This is a genomic window from Streptomyces sp. NBC_01089 (assembly GCF_045162975.1).
GTDB lineage: Bacteria > Actinomycetota > Actinomycetes > Streptomycetales > Streptomycetaceae > Streptomyces.
Genome location: NZ_CP108660.1, coordinates 4,064,152 through 4,083,966, shown reverse-complemented (window position 1 = coordinate 4,083,966; position 19,815 = coordinate 4,064,152). Strand labels below are relative to the sequence as shown.

16 protein-coding genes are annotated in these 19,815 nt (G+C 71.4%); 6 read left to right on the top strand and 10 right to left on the bottom strand.

Annotated elements, in window-relative coordinates; genetic code table 11:
* Positions 1-8 precede the first annotated feature (8 nt).
* The gene (locus tag OG510_RS18055; protein ID WP_406138037.1) at positions 9-986 is read left to right on the top strand and encodes an NAD(P)H-quinone oxidoreductase; all 978 of its coding nucleotides are present in this window, start codon (positions 9-11) and stop codon (positions 984-986) included.
* Between the two features lie 265 nt (positions 987-1,251).
* Here the strand turns inward: OG510_RS18055 and OG510_RS18050 are convergent, their stop codons facing one another.
* From OG510_RS18050 to OG510_RS18025, 6 genes are all read right to left on the bottom strand, one after another.
* Positions 1,252-1,818, bottom strand: a complete 567-nt coding sequence (locus tag OG510_RS18050) for a bacterial proteasome activator family protein (RefSeq protein ID WP_406138035.1) — start codon at positions 1,816-1,818, stop codon at positions 1,252-1,254.
* Between the two features lie 76 nt (positions 1,819-1,894).
* Positions 1,895-4,771: an ABC transporter permease gene (locus OG510_RS18045; protein WP_406138033.1), complete on the bottom strand. Its 2,877-nt coding sequence runs from the start codon at positions 4,769-4,771 to the stop codon at positions 1,895-1,897.
* Positions 4,768-5,517, bottom strand: coding sequence for an ABC transporter ATP-binding protein (locus tag OG510_RS18040; RefSeq protein WP_406138031.1), 750 nt, complete (start codon positions 5,515-5,517; stop codon positions 4,768-4,770). The genes OG510_RS18045 and OG510_RS18040 overlap by 4 nt, the downstream gene beginning before the upstream one ends.
* 443 nt (positions 5,518-5,960) lie before the next feature.
* On the bottom strand, positions 5,961-6,554 hold the full coding sequence (locus OG510_RS18035; RefSeq protein WP_406138030.1) for a PadR family transcriptional regulator: 594 nt from the start codon (positions 6,552-6,554) through the stop codon (positions 5,961-5,963).
* A 40-nt stretch (positions 6,555-6,594) separates the two neighbouring features.
* Complete coding sequence (locus OG510_RS18030) at positions 6,595-7,482, bottom strand: hypothetical protein (protein ID WP_406138029.1); 888 nt, start codon at positions 7,480-7,482, stop codon at positions 6,595-6,597.
* Positions 7,483-7,670: 188 nt separating this feature from the next.
* Positions 7,671-9,302 carry a protein kinase domain-containing protein gene (locus OG510_RS18025; protein WP_406138028.1) on the bottom strand — a complete coding sequence of 544 codons (1,632 nt, stop codon included), beginning with the start codon at positions 9,300-9,302 and terminating at the stop codon, positions 7,671-7,673.
* A gap of 403 nt (positions 9,303-9,705) precedes the next feature.
* Between OG510_RS18025 and OG510_RS18020 the strand changes: the two genes are divergently transcribed.
* Positions 9,706-11,388: a protein kinase domain-containing protein gene (locus OG510_RS18020; protein ID WP_406138027.1), complete on the top strand. Its 1,683-nt coding sequence runs from the start codon at positions 9,706-9,708 to the stop codon at positions 11,386-11,388.
* 108 nt (positions 11,389-11,496) lie between these two features.
* Here OG510_RS18020 and OG510_RS18015 read toward each other — a convergent pair whose 3' ends face one another.
* The 3 genes from OG510_RS18015 to OG510_RS18005 form a co-directional block, all read right to left on the bottom strand.
* A complete protein-coding gene (locus OG510_RS18015) occupies positions 11,497-12,501 on the bottom strand; it encodes a phosphotransferase (protein ID WP_406138026.1) in 1,005 nt (334 codons plus the stop codon).
* Between the two features lie 15 nt (positions 12,502-12,516).
* Entirely contained in the window at positions 12,517-12,933 is a 417-nt protein-coding gene (locus OG510_RS18010) for a pyridoxamine 5'-phosphate oxidase family protein (protein ID WP_406138025.1), read from the bottom strand.
* A gap of 179 nt (positions 12,934-13,112) precedes the next feature.
* Positions 13,113-13,799 (bottom strand): response regulator, encoded by a 687-nt coding sequence (locus tag OG510_RS18005; protein WP_406138024.1) that lies wholly within the window; start codon positions 13,797-13,799, stop codon positions 13,113-13,115.
* A gap of 311 nt (positions 13,800-14,110) precedes the next feature.
* Here OG510_RS18005 and pdhA point away from each other — a divergent pair, with 311 nt between their 5' ends.
* From pdhA to OG510_RS17990, 3 genes are read left to right on the top strand one after another with little or no spacing between them, the layout of a single operon-like run.
* Positions 14,111-15,271: a pyruvate dehydrogenase (acetyl-transferring) E1 component subunit alpha gene (pdhA, locus tag OG510_RS18000; RefSeq protein WP_406138022.1), complete on the top strand. Its 1,161-nt coding sequence runs from the start codon at positions 14,111-14,113 to the stop codon at positions 15,269-15,271.
* A 2-nt stretch (positions 15,272-15,273) separates the two neighbouring features.
* Positions 15,274-16,254: an alpha-ketoacid dehydrogenase subunit beta gene (locus OG510_RS17995; RefSeq protein ID WP_164267571.1), complete on the top strand. Its 981-nt coding sequence runs from the start codon at positions 15,274-15,276 to the stop codon at positions 16,252-16,254.
* Between the two features lie 14 nt (positions 16,255-16,268).
* Positions 16,269-17,762, top strand: a complete 1,494-nt coding sequence (locus OG510_RS17990; RefSeq protein WP_406138020.1) for a dihydrolipoamide acetyltransferase family protein — start codon at positions 16,269-16,271, stop codon at positions 17,760-17,762.
* Between the two features lie 82 nt (positions 17,763-17,844).
* Here OG510_RS17990 and OG510_RS17985 read toward each other — a convergent pair whose 3' ends face one another.
* Positions 17,845-18,555: a TetR/AcrR family transcriptional regulator gene (locus OG510_RS17985; RefSeq protein ID WP_406138019.1), complete on the bottom strand. Its 711-nt coding sequence runs from the start codon at positions 18,553-18,555 to the stop codon at positions 17,845-17,847.
* A 124-nt stretch (positions 18,556-18,679) separates the two neighbouring features.
* Here OG510_RS17985 and OG510_RS17980 point away from each other — a divergent pair, with 124 nt between their 5' ends.
* Positions 18,680-19,798 (top strand): FAD-dependent oxidoreductase, encoded by a 1,119-nt coding sequence (locus tag OG510_RS17980; RefSeq protein ID WP_406138017.1) that lies wholly within the window; start codon positions 18,680-18,682, stop codon positions 19,796-19,798.
* Positions 19,799-19,815 lie beyond the last annotated feature (17 nt).

Sequence of the window (19,815 nt, the reverse complement as noted above, 5' to 3'; positions counted from 1 at the left end):
TCGCGATCATGCATGCGATCACGATCCCCGAATCCGGCGGTCCCGAGGCGCTTGTCTGGGCCGAAGTACCCGACCCCGTACCCGGCGAGGGCGAAGTCCTCGTCGAGGTCGTGGCGTCGGCCGTCAACCGCGCCGACGTACTGCAACGGCAGGGCTTCTACAACCCGCCCCCCGGTGCGTCGCCGTACCCCGGCCTGGAATGCTCCGGGCGGATCACGGCTCTCGGCCCCGGGGTGTCCGGGTGGGCGGTCGGTGATGAGGTGTGTGCGCTGCTGGGCGGCGGCGGGTACGCGGAGAAGGTCGCCGTACCGGTGGGGCAGCTGCTGCCGGTGCCTGAGGGGATCGATCTCGTCACGGCCGCCGGGCTGCCGGAAGTCGTCTGCACCGTCTGGTCGAACGTCTTCATGGTCGCCCATCTGCGGCCCGGCGAGATGCTGTTGGTGCACGGCGGGGCCAGCGGGATCGGCACGATGGCGATCCAGCTGGGCAAGGCGGTCGGTGCGCGCGTCGCCGTGACCGCGGGAAGCCACGAGAAGCTGGCCCGCTGTGCGGAGCTGGGCGCCGATGTACTGATCAACTACCGCGAGCAGGACTTCGTCGAGGAGATCCGCAAGGCCACCGGCGGGGCCGGTGCCGATGTCATCCTCGACATCGTCGGCGCGAAATACCTGGACCGGAACGTGGCGGCGCTGGCGATCAGCGGGCGGCTTGCGGTGATCGGCATGCAGGGCGGTGCGAAGGGCGAGCTGAACCTCGCGGCTCTGCTGGGGAAGCGGGGCGCCATCACGGCCACGTCGCTGCGGGCGCGGCCGCTGGGGGAGAAGGCGGCGATCGTCGCCGCGGTCCGTGAGCATGTGTGGCCGCTGATTTCCGGCGGCCGGGTGCGGCCCGTGGTGGACCAGGAACTCCCGATGGCGCTCGCGGCCGAGGGACACCGGGTGCTGGATTCCGGGGTGCACGTGGGGAAGGTCCTCCTGCGCGCGTAGGGCTTCGCCGGAGTCGCGGGCACCCGTGGCGCGCTTCGTGCACGGCCACGACTCGCCCAGCCACGGCCACGCCCCGCTGGCCCCCGTGCGCTCATGCCCCCATGCACCCATGCACCCGTACAAGACCCGTACAGGGCGCGCCGATCACCACAGAGGCCCGGCCTCCCCGCAGCGAGCGGGGAGGCCGGGCCTCAGTGGTCGGTCGGCGAGAGTCGGTGGAAGCCGGTGGAAGTCGGCGGAAGCGGCGCGGGCCGGACCCGTGGACTCAGAGATACGGGCCGGAGCGGATCGCGCCGTGGCCGCCGTCCCCGTTCCCGTCCTCTTCCTCCTGGCCGCCCGCGCCCGGCGGCAGCGCCCGGCGCATCTGCTCCAATTGGGCCCGCGCCGCCATCTGCTGCGCGAACAGCGCCGTCTGGATGCCGTGGAAAAGGCCCTCGAGCCAGCCCACCAGCTGTGCCTGCGCGATGCGCAGCTCCGCCTCCGACGGGATGGCCTCATTGGTGAAGGGCAGTGAAAGGCGTTCCAGCTCCTCCACCAGCTCGGGGGCCAGGCCGTCCTCCAGCTCCTTCACGGACGAGGCGTGGATGTCCTTGAGACGGACCCGGCTCGCCTCGTCGAGAGGTGCCGCCCTGACCTCCTCCAGAAGCTGCTTGATCATGCTGCCGATGCGCATGACCTTGGCGGGCTGTTCCACCATTTCCGTCACTGGGACCTCGCGCGACTCGTCGTCACCGCCGGCCCCGCCGCCGAGCGCCATCCCGTCCTGTCCCACGATGAGGACCTTGGGGTGCTCCTCCGGCTGTTCCGACCGTTCACTCCTCGGCATCTCCATGCCGCCATTGTCTCGCACACGTACTCCACGACGGGTTGTACCCCCGACACGGGCTGATCCACCGCGCGCGCCGCCGTCAGCCGGCCCGCCGGGCCAGCACCAGCCGGGACCGGGTGAAGCCCGCGGCCAGCAGACCGGCCAGGACCGGTACGGCCACGGCGAGGATGCCGATGGTCTCCCACGGCAGTGCGATCGGGGTGTACGCGGAGTCCATCGGGTGTTTCTGCATCTGGTCCAGCGCCCGCTTCAGGTCGGTGAGCCGCACGGCGACAGCGGGCACCACACCCGCCGCGGTACCGAGCAGCACGCCCGTCCCCGCGACCACCGCGCACTGGAACCCGCTGAGCGTGCGCCGTACGCCGGGCGGGGCGCCGATCGCGCTCAGGGTCGTCAGGTCGGCCTCCGCGTCGGCCTTCGCCAGACCGGTGGCGATGGCGGCCGCGCCCAGTGTCACCACGCCCGAGAACAGCGCGAGGATCAGCAAGGTGGTGTCGCTGTCGTCCGGCTTCTGGTTCTGCGAGAGATAGGCGCCGTTGCCCGCCTGCGAGATCCCGTCGTTGAAGCGCTGTGTCTCCGCGTCGGTCGGCGGGTGTGCGACCCGGTAGACGGCGGCGACCGGGCCCGTGTGCAGCCCGATGCGGTCGGCGGTCGCCTGCGGCATGATCATGCGGATTCCGGGGGTGGCCGCGTACCGGTCGGTCGCCCGGTAGACCGCGAGGTGGCTGACGGTCGTCCTGGCCTTGCCTGGGTGCCGTTCGCGGTTCGCCTTGTCCGCGGTGACGTACCGGTGGACGGCCTTGAGGGTCACCTTGCCGTCCGGGCCGGCGTACGCGTTGTTGAGGAGTACGGGGGTGCCCGCGGCCAGCGCCCTGGCGGCGGCCGGGTCCTTCAGCCCGGCATAGACGCGCAGGACCGCGCTGTCTCCGACGACGATCTCGGCCGCATTGCCGAAGGTGTCGTCGGCGTACTCCGCGTCCTTGCACTTCGGTGAGTTCACCAGCCGCTTGTGCTCGGCCGCGGAGAGCCCGGCCGCCAGATCCTTGCCGCCGGCCTCCTGCAGCGGGCAGCTGTTGGCCTTCGGCTTGGGCATGGTGAGGGAGCCGCAGGTCTCCGGGTCCGCGTCGCTGAACTTGTCGCAGTCGCTGCCCGCCCACACCCGGCTGATGGTGGCGGGGGAGCCCTGCACCGGCAGGTCGTGCCGGGCGAGTCCGCGGGCCAGTTCGAGCGACTTCGCCGGGTCGGCATCCTCCGTATAGGTGTCGGCCTTGATCGAGACAACGCCCGGCGGCAGCGAGAGACGGGTGTTGTACGCCTCCTCCGCCTGGGTGCTCGCGGTGTACGTGGCGATGGCGACCGTGCCCGCGACCGCTGCCATCACCGCGGCGACGGCCGGTGCAGTGCGGCCCCGGTTGCGGGCCGCGTCGCGCAGGGCGAGCCGGGGTGACAGCGGGAAGAAGCGTCCCAGCCGTCCGAGCGAGCCCACGATCACCGGGATGCAGGCGAGTACGCCCAGCTCGGCGACCACCGAGCCGACGGCGACCAGCACCGCCCGGCCCTTGAGCCCGCCCACGGCGGCGACGGCGCCCCCGAGCACGATGGCGATGACCCCGAGCACCGGCATCACCCGTGAGGAGTGGCGCACCCCGCGCCGGCCCGTGAGCGATTCGACGACCGGCTGCCGGCCCGCGACGACGGCCGGTGCCAGCGCCGCGAGTACGCCCGTGACCAGGCCGATCGCCGCGATACCCAGCAGCTCCCCGGGGTGGATGGCGATGCTGCCGAAGCGCCGGCCCGCCCACCCCTCGATCAGGGGGCGCAGCGCGACCGTCAGGATGAGCCCGGCGGCGGTACCGGCCACCGCGCCCGCACCGCCCAGCACCGCTCCCCCGGCGAGCACCACCGCGCGGATGTGCCGGCGGTCGCCGCCGCAGGTGCCGACCAGGCCGAGCTGGCGGCGTGAGCGGCGTGCACCGACCGCGAAGGCCGGGCCCGCCAGCAGCACGATCTCCAGCATCGCCATGGCGACGACGGTCGCCAGCGACGCGGTCAGCTCGAATCCGCCCCCTGAACCGGAGCCGCCGAAATCGGCGGCCCCTGGGACCTCGGAGTCCGGCGGCGGGTCGAGAACGACGCTCCGGGACTCGACCAGTACGCCGCGCTTGTTGGCCGCGAGAACGTCCCGCCAGCTCACCCCCGAGGCTCCGGCGGCCTTCACGAACAGGGAGCCGTCCTCGGGGACGGGCGGCGTGAGGGTGTGGTCGGCGGCGGCCGCCCGCTGCCAGGGCTTGATGAGGGCGCCCGGCCGTACGTACAGGAAGCTGTCCTTCAGGCTCGTGGGCACCTCGACGGCGCCGGTGATCGTGAAGGTCTTGTCGACGCCGCGGACCGTGGTGTGCGAACCGACGTGCAGTCCGGCCGACTTCAGGAAGGCATCGCTGGCGACCATCTCGCTGCCGGTCTTCGGGTAGGCGCCGCGCACCAGGTTGATCATTCCGCCGACCATCGGGTCCGCGGTGTCCAGTTCGGTGACCTCGGTGGTCTTGATGCCGTACGTGGTGGTGACGGTCGACAGCACGTTCTGCTGGGTGAGGGCGCGTGCGCCGGCGGGGAGCGCGGCCTTCAGGTCCGCCGGGCCGCTGGGCGATCCGGCCGTCCCGCCGGAGCCGCCGCTGTCGTCCGTGCCGGCCGGCCCGTACGAATCGGCCGCCGGCATCTGGTGGATGGGGCCGCCGCCGAGTCCCGGATCGCTGAACACGGCGTCGGCCGTGCCCATCGCGGCGGTCAGCTGCTCCGCCTTCGTCGGCTCCGCGCTGCGGTACGTGATGTCCGCCGCCGTGACGCCCAGTACGGGCAGCGCGATCATGGCGACGACGAGGGCGCTGCGGCCCTTGGCCCGCAGGGCGTCCCTGCGGGCGATACGGAGGGCTGCGCGCCAGCCCCGGAAGACGCTCACTCGGCGCCCTCGGCGGTGAGCAGCGACTGGGCGTCGGTGCTGAGCGTCTGGTCGACGACCGAGCCGTCCCGGAGGAACACCACCCGGTCCGCCCAGGCCGCGTACCGGGGCTCGTGGGTGACCATGACACCCGCCGCGCCCGCGTCGCAGCGGGTGCGCAGCAGGGCCAGCACCGCCTCGCCGGTCTCGGAGTCCAGGGCGCCGGTGGGCTCGTCGGCGAGTACGAGCCGCCGGTCGCCGACGAGGGCGCGGGCGATGGCCACGCGCTGCTGCTGGCCGCCGGACATCTCGTCGGGGAAGCGGTCGGCGACCTCGGCCAGATTCATGCCGTCGAGTGCTTCCCTGGCTTCCCTGCGGGCCTTGCGTACGGACGCGCCGTCCAGCTCGCGGGGCAGGGCGATGTTCTCGGCCGCGGTGAGTGCCGGGATGAGGTTGTAGTCCTGGAAGACGTATCCGACGCTGCGGCGGCGCAGGGCGGCGAGCTGTTTGCGGCTGAGCGTCGCGATGTCCTGGCCCTCGATGATCACCTGGCCGGTGCTCGCGGTGTCCAGGCCGCCGGCCAGCGTGAGCAGGGTGGACTTGCCGGAGCCCGACGGGCCCATGACGGCGACGAGTTCACCTGCCTGGACGGCGAGATCCACACCGCGCAGGGCGTGCACCTCGGCTATGCCGGTGCCGTGGGTGCGGGTGAGGTTTCTGAGTTCCAGTACGGGTGGTGCGGTGGTGGGCCTGGGGCGGTCGGGCATGGGGGTCCCCCTGAGTGTGGTGTGGGTGTGGGTGGGGATGCGGTGTGCGGGTGCGGGTGGGGTGGCGCGGGGTGGCCCCGTATGCCTTGTCCTCAAGCGCCGGACGGGCTGGTGGGCGCCCGGATGGTCTCCGTGGGCCGGGGTTTCCGTACTCAAGCGCCGGACGGGCTTGTCGGGGTGGGCGGGGAGGGCAGGTGGGTGGGTCCAGGTGGACACGGTGTGTGCCCGGGCGGGCGTGTTCGGTGCCCGCTTGGGGTCGGGTCGGTGCCCGAACGGGCCTGATGCGTGCCCGAACAGGCCGTCGGTGGCGGCTCGTTGGCCGCTCATCGGGCTGATCGTCGGCCGATCGTCGGCCGTTCATCGGTGGCCCGGTGACGGCTCGTCGGTCGCTCGGTGGCCGCTCGTCGGCGGCCCGATGACGGTGTGGCTGTTCAGCGGTTCCGTCAGCGGCGGGTCTTCGTGCGGGGCTTTCCCGTCGTGGTCGGGGCGGGGTCCGTCTGTGCGGCGGCCGCCAGGCGGACCAGGCGGGACTCGCAGTGGTCGAGCCAGCGGGCCTCCGCCTCCGCCTGGAAGATCAGCTGCTCCAGGACGAGCAGCCAGGCCACCTCGTCACGGTTGGCCGGCGCGGTGTCCAGGGCCCGCGCCTTCAGCCGGGTGTAGTCCTGCATCGCCTTCACCGTGTGTGCGCGCTGGGACTGAATGACCGCCCGGATGTCCACGCCGGGTGCCCCGACGGCCATCGCGAGCTTGATGGCGAGTTCGTCGCGTGCCGGGCTGGCGCGGTCCACCGGGGCCGCGTACCAGCCGCGGAGTTCCTCCCGGCCCTCGTCGGTGATGGCGTACAGCGTGTGGCCCGCGTCGTCCTCGGCGTCCTGCCCCACCAGGCCGTCGCGCTCCAGGCGGGCGAGCGTCGTGTAGACCTGCCCGACGTTGAGCGGCCAGGTGGCGCCGGTCCGTGACTCGAACTCGGTGCGGAGCTGGGAGCCGTAGCGGGGGCCACGCTCCAGGAGGGCCAGTAGCCCGTGACGGATCGACATACTCAGTATGTATACCGAGTATGCTCCCGAATGCAAGCTCCTACGGGCGGCGCAGTCGCAGTCCCAGGAAGCCCAGACCGAGACCGACCAGGGCAAGTCCGGCGCCCAGCGCCCCCACATGCAGCGCGAGCGCCGAGTCGCGTGGCACGGCCTGCTGTGTGGAGCGCCTGGCCGCCGCCTCCATGTCCTTGGCGCCGGACGCGGTGCTGCTCGGAGTCGCGTCCGGTGCCTGTCCGGCGTCCTCGTCGTTGCCCGGCGTCCAGGAGTGCCCGTGCCGGACGGCCGGAGGGCGGTGGGCGCGCGCGGACTTGGCCGGGTGGGCCGCGTGTGCGGGGGCGCTCGGGTGGGCGGCGAGGCTCGGTACGTCCGAGGGGGAGTGCGAGGCGCCCGAGCTTCTGCCCGGCCGGGGGCGGCCCTGTCCGGCGGGTCCGCCCGCCATCGAGGTGCGCGGCGACGGGCCGGCGGTGAGGGAGGAGGCGGAGCCGGACGGTGTCGGTCCGCCTGCGCCGATGTCCGTTCCCGGGATGCCGACCTGCCCGCCGCCCGCACCGGCACTCACCGCCGCACTCATGCCCGCACCACCCCCGGCGCCCCCGATGCCCGCACCGCCGCTCCCGACGCTCCCGCCGCCGAGGCTTCCGTCCGTACTCGATCCGCCCGGTCCGCCGACCTGTCCGCCGCCCGGTCCGCTGTCGGGCCCGTCGGTCTCCGCGGCCGCGTCGCCCTGCGGGCCCGCGGTCCTGCCCGTGTCCCCGTCGGCGGCTTCCGCCCCCGGTCCCGGTGGGGCCGTGACCGCTCCCGGTGCTCCGCCCGGGGCGGCCCCCGGGGACGCGCTCCGGGCGACCGTGACGCCGGCTGCCGGTGGTGGCGCCTCCGTGTCCACCGACACCGGGGACAGCACCACCGCAAGCGCCACCAGAACGATCACCGGATGCCCCCTCTTTCCCGTCGGGCCCACCGACAGCAGAAAGCAGATAAATGACGGGATAAGCCTTACATCCCATCACAATTCCGGCATCTCAGGCGCGACGAAAAGGCCCAGCACACGCCGTACGTGTACTGGGCCTGCTCCGAACGCGAGGACCCGAGGGGGACCTGGAGAAGAAGCGCGAAGCCTCAGCTCGGGTCGCCCGTCGAGATCCCCAGCGTGATGGTGAGGTTCTTCGGGCTGACGTTGGTGTTCGCCAGCGGGTACTGGTCGAGGACGACGTCCTGGCCCCACTGCCCGCTGGGCTCCTTCTTCGTCGTGATGTGCCAGCCGGCCGCCTGGGCGCACGCCTTCACCGACAGGATGTCCTTGTAGGTGAAGTCGGGAAGCTGGATCTTGTTCGGGTCAGTGACGCCCGGCTGCGGGTCCGAGCACTCCGTGGTCTCCATCGTGCGGTCCCGCTCGGGCCCCTTGTGCCCGGCCTTCGCAGGCCCGGTGGTCGTCTTGTCGTCGCCCTTGGCGTTGTCGTCCGAGCCGTTCATGTTCATGGCCACGATCACCCCGCCGATCGCCAGCAGCACCACCACGGCCGCCCCCACGATCAGCGGCATGTTCCGCCGGCCGCCGCCCGGACCGCCCTGCGGGGAGAGCGCGGACGGTGCCGCGGGCTGGACGCCGTACGGCGGCGGGGTCGCCATCCCGTACTGCTGCGAGGCGTACGGCTGGGCCGCGGGCGTCTGGTAGCCGCCCTGCTGCGGGTAGCCGTACGACGGGGCCGGTGCGGGCGTCGGTGTGCCGTACGGGCCCGGCTGGTAGGGCGTCTGGACCTGGCCGCTCTGCGGCAGCGAGGAGTCCACCGGCGGGAAGACCGCCGAGCCGACGCCCGAGCCGCTGTTCGGCGCGGGGGCGCCGCCGACCACCATCGGGGCGGCGCCGGTGTGGCCCGATGTCATGACCCGCAGGCATTCGTCGCGCATGGACTCCGCCGAAGGGAACCGCTCGTTCGGGTTCTTCTTCAGCGCGCGGGCGACCAGCGCGTCGACGGCCGGGGTGACCGAGCGGTTGATCGAGGAGGGCGCGACCGGCTCCTCCTGTACGTGTGCGTACGCGATCGCCAGCGGCGAGTCCGCGTCGAACGGCAGCCGGCCGGTCAGCAGCTGGAACAGCATGATGCCGACCGAGTAGAGGTCGGAGCGCGCGTCCACCCCGCGGCCCAGCGCCTGCTCGGGCGAGAGGTACTGCGGAGTGCCCACGACCATGCCGGTCTGCGTCATCGACGTGACGCCCGACTGCATGGCGCGGGCGATGCCGAAGTCCATGACCTTCACGATGTTGCGCTTGGTCATCATCACGTTGCCGGGCTTGATGTCCCGGTGGACCAGGCCCATTTCATGGCTGGTGTCCAGCGCGGCCAGCACATCGGCGGTGATCTTCAGCGCCTTGTCGGCCGGCATCGCGCCGTGCTGCGCGATGTCCGCCTGGAGTACGGAGCCGAGCGGCTGCCCCTCCACGTACTCCATGACGATGTACGGCATCAGCGCGTCGCCGAGGGTGTCCTCGCCGGTGTCGAAGACCGAGACGATGTTGGTGTGCGACAGCTTCGCGACCGCCTGCGCCTCGCGCCTGAACCGCTCGCGGAACGACTGCTCGCGGCCCAGTTCCGTATGGAGCGTCTTGATGGCGACCTGCCGGTCCAGCGCCTGGTCGTAGGCCAGGTACACCGACGCCATACCGCCTTCGCCGAGCAGGTCACGGAGCTGGTAGCGCCCTCCGGCGACCGAATCTCCCGCATAGCGGCCCTGCGCGCCGTCCTGGCTCATGGCGTGGCTCCCCCTATGGCGCACTGCTGTGGCGCGCCCCGTACTGAATGGTGCGCTCGCGGTCCGTGCGGACCTGAGCCCCCTCGACCTTTTACCTGCTCACCTGCGGACTGCTGAGGGCCCCGGTACACCCGGTCCCGTCCACGGGCAAAGTCTGCCCGAGGCCACTGACACGTCAAGCCAGGGGGCCCGTTCCGTGACCGTACGCGTATCAAGCGTCTCGCAAGCGTTACAGGAAGGACGCAGGATTTGCATGGGTGACGGCATTCCGGGTTTGATAGCCGGTCATTGCCGGACCGGGCCCTCTCCTGGAGCCTGTAGCGTGGCGGAGCACTGGGCCGCGAGGACCCGGAACACCCGCGTACACCACCGCTGACGCGGACCGACACGACGGCGAGGACTGATGGCACCCGAATCCGAGGCAGGCGGCGGCGGGGTGTCGGACGTGCCGGAGTCGTGGGGCATCGGCGGGCTGGTCGGCGACGGCCGTTACCGGCTGACCCACCGTCTCGGCCGTGGCGGCATGGCCGAGGTGTTCGCGGCGGAGGACGTACGGCTCGGCCGCACCGTCGCCGTGAAGCTGCTCAGGTCCGACCTCGCCGAGGACCCGGTCTCCAAGGCCCGGTTCACCCGCGAGGCACAGTCGGTCGCGGGCCTCAACCACCACGCCGTGGTCGCCGTCTACGACTCGGGCGAGGACTACTGGGGCGGCAACACCGTCCCCTACATCGTGATGGAGCTGGTCGAGGGCCGCACCATCCGCGATCTGCTGATCAACGCCGAGGCCCCGCCGCCCGAGCAGGCGCTGATCATCGTCTCCGGGGTGCTGGAGGCGCTCGCCTACTCGCACCAGCACGGCATCGTGCACCGGGACATCAAGCCCGCCAACGTGATCATCACGGACGGCGGCGCGGTCAAGGTGATGGACTTCGGCATCGCCCGCGCCCTGCACGGCGCGCAGTCGACGATGACCCAGACCGGCATGGTCATGGGGACGCCCCAGTACCTCTCCCCCGAGCAGGCGCTCGGCAAGGCCGTCGACCACCGCTCCGACCTGTACGCGACCGGCTGTCTGCTGTACGAACTGCTCGCGATGCGGCCCCCGTTCACCGGGGAGACCCCGCTCTCGGTCGTCTACCAGCACGTCCAGGACGCGCCCGTTCCGCCGTCGCAGGTGTCGGGCGCGGTGCCGCCCGAGCTCGACGGGCTCGTGATGCGTTCCCTCGCGAAGGACCCGGACGACCGGTTCCAGAGCGCCGAGGAGATGCGCGCGCTGGTCGCGTACTCGCTGCAGATGCTCCAGCAGCAGGGCGGCCACACGGGCACCTGGAACACCGGCCCGGTCGTGATGCACGAGGGCGGTTCCACCCCGGCGATGGGCACGGCGGCCACCACGGCGCTCGGCCACCCGCAGCACGGTGACACCTCGCAGGGCCCGATCCTGCCGCCCATGAACCCGGACGACGGTTCGTACGACGGGGACGGCAGGGGCCGGGGCGGCCGCGGCTGGATCTGGGTGGTCGCCGTACTCGCGGTGGTCGCCATCGGCGCGGGCATCGTCTTCGCACTGGGCGGCCTCGACAACAAGGGCTCCGGGGGCACGACGAGCGACAAGTCGCCGTCGCCGACCCACTCCAAGGCCGAGAAGCCGAGTGACAGCCCGACGGACGACTCGTCCCCGGACACCAGCACCGACCCCGGTACGTCCAGCGGCGGTGACTACAGCGACCAGCCGCCGTACACCCCGTCGAACACCCCGAGCAATGACACGCCCTCGTCGCCTCCGCCGAGCCCGTCCACTTCGGGCGGCGGTACGTCGTCGGACGGCGGATCCTCCTCCACGGGCGGCAAGACGAACGGCGGCAGCTCCAACGGCGGTACGTCGTCGGACGGCGGGACCTCGTCCACCGGAGGCAAGACGACCGGCGGGAACCAGGACGACGGCGGTACGTCGGACGGCGGCTCGACGACGTCGGGCGGCGGCGGTCCGGCCGGCGGCACCACCACGGACGGCGGGTCGGGCACGGCCGGCACCGCGGCGGGGACCACCGCGGGCGACGCGTCGACGGGCGCTACGGGCGGCTGAGGCGGCGGGACGGCTGACACCCCCCGGGGCCGCGCACACAGCGGGCCCGGCGGCGCCCGCGCCCTCACCCCGGGAACGCCTCACGCCGCGACCTCACCCTGAGAAGCCTCACCCCGAGAACGCCTCGCACACCGCCTCGTACTCGCGGGTCCACCACACGACCAGGGCCGACGCCGCGGGGAACAGCGGATCGGCCCTGCGGTCGTGCAGCTGGTAGCGCCAGCGCAGCGTCCAGAAGTCGTTGAGCCGCTCCCACCACACCCGGTGGACCGCGGCGGCGAGTTCGGCGGGCCCGGCCGACGCGGCCCGCCGGTACGCGCGCGCGTAGGCCCGTACCTTCGGCAGCTCCAGCTCGCCCGTGGGCTGGACGAAGAAGATCACCGCCGCTCTGACGGCCTCCTCGGCGCGCGGCTTCACACCCAGCCGGTCCCAGTCGATGATCGCGGCCGGTTCGGCGCCCCGGTAGAGCAGGTTCAGCGGATGGAAGTCGCCGTGCACCCAGCCGCCCGCGTCGCCCGCCGGCGGGCGACGGTGGGCATGGCGCTCCAGCAGGCGGCGGCGCTCGCGCAGCCGGTGCTCGGCCAGCTCGTCGAAGGTGTCGCGGCCGGACCGCCGGCAGGCCAGCCTGGTGAGCAGCTCCTCGATGACCGCGAAGGTGTCGGCGGGGTCGGCGCTCTCGTGCTCGGGGGGCGCGGACTCGGCCTCCATCACCCGCTCCAGACCGGTGTGGACCAGCCCGAGGAGCGCCCCGAGCCGCCGGGAGCAGGCCGTACTGAGCTGGGCGCCCTCCCGGTGCCGTCCGTCGATCCAGGGGTGCAGCGCGTAGCAGCGGCCGCCGATCACCGTGACGGTGTCGCCGTCCGTGTCGGCCAGCGGCGGCGCGACCGGGACGCCGAGCGTCTGGAGGCGCTGGGTGGCGCGGTGCTGGCGGCTGATGGCGGCCGGGTCGCCGTCGAGGTGGTGTTTGAGGAAGTAGTCGCCGTGGGTGGTGGCGAGCCGGTAGCCGCGGTTGAGCAGCCCCTGGGCGACGGGCTCGCAGGAGAGCGCGTCACCGGCGGACCGGTAGCGGCGCAGCAGCTCTCCGACAGGCGGTGTTGCATATGAGCGCGGCACTCGCCAGATGTTAGATCACTGCGGGGCGGTGGCTGTTTCCGGAGCGTTGTACTCCATCCGGTCCAGCGTGGCGAACTGCGGCTTGATGCGCAGATAGACCGCTTCGTACGGTTCGCCGTTCACCCGGTCAGGGGCCGTCTCGAACTGAGCGACCACGTCGGGGGCCGGGACGGTCAGCTCGGCCGTGCCGGTGAACTGGACCGACCACAGGTGGCTGTCCCCGGAGGCCAGATTGTCGGCGGCGTAGGCGACGACGCTGCCCATGCACGCCTCGTGGTGCCCGTGGCCCGCGTGCATCCGCAGGATGACGCAGCCGTCCGAGACGATGTGGCGGGCTATGGCCAGGAAGGGGAGCGCGCGCATGCTGGCGGCGACACGGCCGTACGACACTCGGCTGAGCAGGGCGATGGCGCGCTGTTCCTCGATGGGCATGGCTTCCACTGTCCAGCCCGGGCGCCGTGCCGGTAAGGGGACAGCTGCCCCAGGATTGAGGACGTAGGTCCCGAATAAGACCGAACGAACTCATTCAGCTTGATTTCAAACCATTTCAGCCGGCCGGTTCACCCGGTCACCCGGTCACCCGGTCACCCGGTCACGGGTCGCGCAGTCAGTCAGTCGGTCCTGTCCTGGCCCGCCTGGATCCTGGCCACGTACGCGGCCGCCTGCGAGCGCCGCTCCATGCCCAGTTTGGCGAGCAGGCTCGACACGTAATTCTTGATCGTCTTCTCGGCGAGATGCAGTCGTTCACCGATGACACGGTTGGTCAGACCCTCGCCGATCAGGTCGAGAATCTTGCGTTCCTGATCGGTGAGATTCGCCAGCCTGGCATCGCGTTTGCTGGAGCCACCGTCGCGGAGCCGCTCCAGGACCCGGGCCGTGGCCACCGGGTCGAGCAGTGATTTACCGGCCGCCACATCCCGTACGGCCGACAGCAGCTCATTGCCGCGGATCGCCTTCAGTACGTAGCCGGACGCTCCTGCCATGATCGCGTCGAAGAGCGCCTCGTCGTCGGAGAACGAGGTGAGCATGAGGCATTTGATGTCCTCGTCGGCCGAGCGGATCTCCCGGCAGACCTCGACCCCGCTGCCGTCCGGCAGCCGGACGTCCAGGACCGCGACATCGGGCCGGGTGGCCGGGATCCTGGCGAGGGCGTCGGCGGCGGTCCCCGCCTCACCGACGACTTCGATGTCGTCCTCCATCGCCAGAAGCTCATGAACTCCGCGTCGTACCACTTCATGGTCGTCAAGGAGAAAAACGCTGATTTTTCCATCTTCGGGCACGGAATCAGTTTCACACATGAACCCTTCCCGTGCCCGGGGTGCCCGGTATAACGTGCCCCTGTTCCGGCGGCCTGCAAGGCTGTGACCAGTGATTGTTCGCCCATTTTTCGATTTACTTGGAAATCCAAGCAAAATCGCAGGTCAAATGGGGTTTCGCAGTTCTGCGACACACTGGGTAACGTGCCTTTGAGAGGGTGCTTCGCCGGGGCACCTGTCACGCCTGTTCCCGGTTCGCATCGCACCCACCCCGTGCGGGGGATCCGGATTCGGGCGAGCCGCACTGGCCTTACCGGCAACCCCGGGGGCCGGACCGACGGAGGAGCACGCACGTGACCGTGGAGAGCACTGCTGCGACGCGCAAGCCGCGACGCAGCAGCAAGCGAGCCGGCGCCGCAAAGACGCCGCAGGCGTCCGAGCCCCAGCTCGTACAACTGCTGACGCCCGATGGCGAGCGCATCGAGCACCCCGAGTACGAAGTGGATCTCACGCCCGAAGAGCTGCGCGGTCTGTACCGGGACATGGTCCTGACGCGCCGGTTCGACGCGGAGGCCACCGCACTCCAGCGCCAGGGCGAGCTGGGCCTGTGGGCCTCGCTGCTCGGCCAGGAGGCCGCCCAGATCGGCTCGGGCCGGGCCCTGCGGGACGACGACTACGTCTTCCCGACCTACCGGGAACACGGTGTGGCCTGGTGCCGCGGCGTCGACCCGACCAATCTGCTGGGCATGTTCCGCGGTGTGAACCACGGCGGCTGGGACCCCAACAGCAACAACTTCCACCTGTACACCATCGTCATCGGCTCGCAGACGCTGCACGCGACCGGTTACGCGATGGGGATCGTCAAGGACGGCGCGGACTCCGCGGTCGTCGCCTACTTCGGCGACGGCGCGTCCAGCCAGGGCGATGTGGCCGAGGCGTTCACCTTCTCGGCGGTCTACAACGCCCCGGTGGTCTTCTTCTGCCAGAACAACCAGTGGGCGATCTCGGAGCCCACCGAGAAGCAGATGCGGGTGCCGCTCTACCAGCGCGCCCAGGGCTTCGGCTTCCCCGGTGTCCGGGTCGACGGCAATGACGTGCTGGCCTGTCTGGCCGTCACCAAGTCGGCGCTGGAGCGCGCCCGCCGCGGTGAGGGCCCCACCCTCGTCGAGGCGTACACCTACCGGATGGGCGCCCACACCACGTCCGACGACCCCACCAAGTACCGCACGGACGACGAGCGGCAGGCGTGGGAGGCCAAGGACCCGATCCAGCGGCTGAAGACGTATCTGGAGAAGCAGAAGATCGCCGACGAGGCGTTCTTCACCGGCCTGGAGACCGAGAGCGAGACGCTCGGCAAGCGGGTGCGGGAAGCCGTACGCGCGATGCCGGATCCGGACGCGATGGCCATGTTCGAGAACACCCACGCCGACGGCCACGCGCTCGTCGACGAGGAGCGTGCGCAGTTCGCCGCCTACCAGGCGTCCTTCGCGGACTCCGCCGAGGAGGGCAACTGATCATGGCCGCGAAAAACATGAGCATCGCGAAAGCGCTCAACGAGTCGCTCCGCAAGGCGCTCGACACCGATCCCAAGGTCCTCATCATGGGTGAGGACGTCGGCAAGCTCGGCGGCGTCTTCCGTATCACCGACGGGCTGCACAAGGACTTCGGCGAGGGCCGGGTCATCGACACCCCGCTCGCCGAGTCCGGCATCGTCGGCACCGCGATCGGCCTGGCCCTGCGCGGCTACCGGCCGGTCGTGGAGATCCAGTTCGACGGCTTCGTCTTCCCCGCGTACGACCAGATCGTCACCCAGCTCGCGAAGATGTACGCGCGCGCTCTCGGCAAGATCAAGCTGCCCGTCGTGGTCCGTATCCCGTACGGCGGCGGCATCGGCGCGGTCGAGCACCACAGTGAGTCGCCCGAGGCGCTCTTCGCGCATGTGGCGGGGCTGAAGGTCGTCTCGCCGTCCAACGCGTCGGACGCGTACTGGATGATGCAGCAGGCCATCCAGAGCGACGATCCCGTCATTTTCTTCGAGCCGAAGCGGCGATACTGGGACAAGGGCGAGGTCGACACCGACGCCATCCCGCACCCGCTGCACAAGGCGAAGGTGGCCCGCGAGGGCTCCGACCTGACACTCGCCGCGTACGGCCCGATGGTGAAGGTCTGTCTGGAGGCGGCGGCAGCGGCGGCCGACGAGGGCAAGTCCCTCGAAGTCGTGGACCTGCGGTCGATGTCCCCGATCGACTTCGACACCGTGCAGACATCGGTGGAGAAGACGCGCAGGCTGGTCGTGGTGCACGAGGCCCCGGTCTTCCTCGGCACGGGCGCGGAGATCGCCGCCCGGATCACCGAGCGGAGCTTCTACCACCTGGAGGCCCCGGTGCTGCGGGTCGGCGGATACCACGTGCCGTACCCGCCGGCGCGCCTGGAGGACGAGTACCTGCCGGGCCTGGACCGGGTGCTCGACGCCGTCGACCGCTCGCTTGCGTACTGAGGAGCGCCGTGACCATGACTGATATCGCGACCCCGGTCCGAGAGTTCAAGATGCCCGATGTGGGCGAGGGGCTCACCGAGGCGGAGATCCTCAAGTGGTACGTCGCCCCTGGTGACACCGTCACCGACGGCCAGGTGGTGTGCGAGGTCGAGACGGCCAAGGCCGCGGTCGAGCTGCCCATCCCGTTCGACGGTGTGGTGCGTGAGCTGCGCTTCCCCGAGGGCACCACGGTCGACGTCGGCCAGGTGATCATCACGATCGGCGGGGCGGGCGACGAGCCCGCGCCGGCCGCCGTCCCGCAGCAGACCGAGCAGCCCGCCGAGCGGGAGGCAGCGCAGGAATCCGCGCGGGAGTCCGGTCAGGAATCCGGTCAGGAGTCCGGTCAGGAGGCGAAGCCCGCCGCCCGGCAGCCGGTGCTGGTCGGTTACGGGGTCTCCGAGGCGTCGACCAAGCGGCGGGCGCGCAAGAGCGCGGCGCCGGAGCCGGAGGCCGCGCCGGAGGGCACGTACTACGCGCCGCCCGCCGCCGCGCCTTCCGCTCCCTCCGCCGTCGCGCCGCCGCCCGCCGCGCCGGTCAACGGCCACACGGTCTCCCGGCCGCTGGCCAAGCCGCCGGTCCGCAAGCTGGCCAAAGACCTCGGCATCGACCTGACCACGGTCGCGCCGACGGGCGCGGACGGGGTCATCACCCGCGAGGACGTCCACGCGGCCGCCGCTCCTGCCGCGCAGGAACCGGCGCCGCAGGCTGTGGCTGAACCGTCCGCGGCCGCCGCTGCCGTGGCAGCCCCGGCGGTCTCGTCCGACGCCGCCCGGGAGACCCGTATCCCCGTCAAGGGCGTACGGAAGGCCACCGCGCAGGCGATGGTCGGCAGTGCCTTCACCGCGCCGCACGTCACCGAGTTCGTCACGGTGGACGTCACCCGCACGATGAAGCTCGTGGCCGAGCTGAAGACCGACAAGGCGTTCGAGGGGCTGCGGGCCAACCCGCTGCTGCTGATCGCCAAGGCGCTGCTGGTCGCGATCAAGCGGAACCCGGAGGTCAACTCCGCCTGGGACGAGGCCAACCAGGAGATCGTCCAGAAGCACTACGTCAACCTGGGCATCGCCGCGGCCACCCCGCGCGGTCTGCTCGTCCCGAACATCAAGGACGCGCACGCCAAGACCCTGCCCGAACTGGCCCGCTCGCTCGGCGAGTTGGTCTCGACGGCCCGTGAGGGCAAGACCTCCCCGGCGGCGATGCAGGGCGGGACGGTGACCATCACCAACGTCGGTGTCTTCGGCGTCGACACCGGTACGCCGATCCTCAACCCGGGCGAGTCCGCGATCCTCGCGGTCGGCGCGATCAAGCTCCAGCCGTGGGTCCACAAGGGCAAGGTCAAGCCCCGCCAGGTCACCACGCTGGCGCTCTCCTTCGACCACCGCCTGGTCGACGGCGAACTCGGCTCGAAGGTGCTCGCGGACGTCGCGGCGATCCTGGAACAGCCCAAGCGCCTGATCACCTGGGCGTAGCGGCACGGACAGCCGAACGGCCCCCGGACGCGGTGAGCGTGTCCGGGGGCCGTTCGCTGTCGCGGGCCGTGGGTCGCGGCGGCTAGGTCGTGGGCTGCTGCGCCGCCGTGATGCCGGTGAGGACGAGGTCGATCCCGGCAAGGAACTGTTCGCGGTCGTCATGTCCGCGCATCTGGTGTGCGACGGCCCGGGTGAACGGGTAGTCGTCGGGGTCGAGCTGCTCCCATGCCGTCGACACGGTGTCGAGGATCTCGTCGCGGTCCACGCCGGCGCCGAGGACGCGGCCGCTCGCCGCGTTCGCCGCGTTCTGCCCGGCTGCCCCCAGGATGTAGTGCATCAGCGCCGATGCCGATGTGAACCAGCTGCTCTCCGGCACCCCCAGGGCGCGGACCTGGCGGCCGAGGCTTTCGAAGATCCGCGGTGCCACCGACCGCCAGGGGCTGCGGGCGAGCTGTACGGCGAGCTGGGCGGCGAGCCATGGGTGCCGGTCGACCGCGTCGAACAGGCCGAGTGCGAGGGCGTGGATCTCCGCCTGCGGTGAGTCCTGAGCCTCGGCGGGCCCGATGGTCAGCGCGTCCGCCACGACGGCGTCGGTCGTGGCGTCGAGCAGCTCGCTCTTGTTCGCCACATGCCAGTAGATCGCTCCGGGCCCGGTGGCAAGATGCCTGCTCAGCGCCCGGAACGTCAGCCCGTTCTCGCCCTCCGCGTCGAGCAGCTCGACGGCGGCTTCGACGATGCGTTCCCGCGAGAGGGGCTGTCCCCGTCGCTCGGGGCGGTGCTTCCTGGTGGCCATGCACACATCCTGACACATCACTGGAACCCCGTTCCAGGTTGACATCCGTGGAACGGTGTTCCAGTCTGGATGGTGGAACGCCGTTCCAGAGCGTTCGGCCTTCCCCGAGATCAAAGGAGTCACCATGACCACACACGTCACGATCATCGGCGCCGGGCTGGGCGGACTGACCCTCGCCCGTGTCCTGCACGTCCACGGCATCCCCGCGACCGTCTACGAGGCGGAGAGCTCGCCGACGGCCCGCGCGCAGGGCGGGATGCTCGACATCCACGAGGAAGACGGCCAGCTCGCGCTCCGGGCCGCGGGCCTCATGGATGAGTTCCGCGCCCTGATCCTGGAGGGCCGCGAGGCGACGCGGATCCTCGCCCCGGACGGGACCGTTGTGTTCGACGACGACAGCGAGCGCGGACGCCCCGAGGTGCTCCGCGGCGAGCTGCGGCAGATCCTCCTCGACTCGCTCCCGGCCGGGACCGTCCGATGGGGCCAGAAGGTCAGCGGCGTACGTGCCCTGGGTACGGGCCGTCACGAGGTCACCTTCACCGACGGCACCACTGTCACCACCGGCCTGCTGGTCGGCGCGGACGGCGCGTGGTCGCGGGTCCGGCCGCTGCTCTCCGATGTGGTGCCCGCGTACACCGGTATGTCGTTCGTCGAGACCTATCTTTTCGACGCCGACACCCGGCACCCGGCCACCGCGAAGGCGGTCGGCGGCGGGTCGCTGGCCGCACTCGCGCCGGGGAAGGGGATCCAGGCCCACCGGGAGAACGGCGCGACCCTCCACACCTATGTGGCGCTCGCCCGGCCACAGGACTGGTTCGCCGCCATCGACTTCACCGATTCCGCCGAGGCCGCCGCACGGATCGCCGCCGAGTTCGCCGGCTGGGCGCCCGAACTCACCGCGCTGATCACCGATGGCGAGACCGCACCGGTCCTCCGTATCCTCAACGCCCTTCCGGCCGACCACCGTTGGGACCGGGTGCCGGGCGTGACCCTGCTCGGTGACGCCGCCCACCTGGCGGCCCCGAACGGCGAGGGCGCCAACCTCGCCATGCACGACGGCGCGGAGCTGGGCAAGGCCATCGCCGCGCACCCGGACGACATCGAGACCGCGCTGCGTGAGTACGAGCAGTGCATGTTCCCGCGCAGCGCCGAGGCTGCCAGGGGTGGCGACGACCTCTTCGAGCTGCTCTACGGGGACAACACGCCCCAGGGCCTGATCGAGATGTTCACCCGGCACGAGTAGGCCCGGCCCGTCCTGGG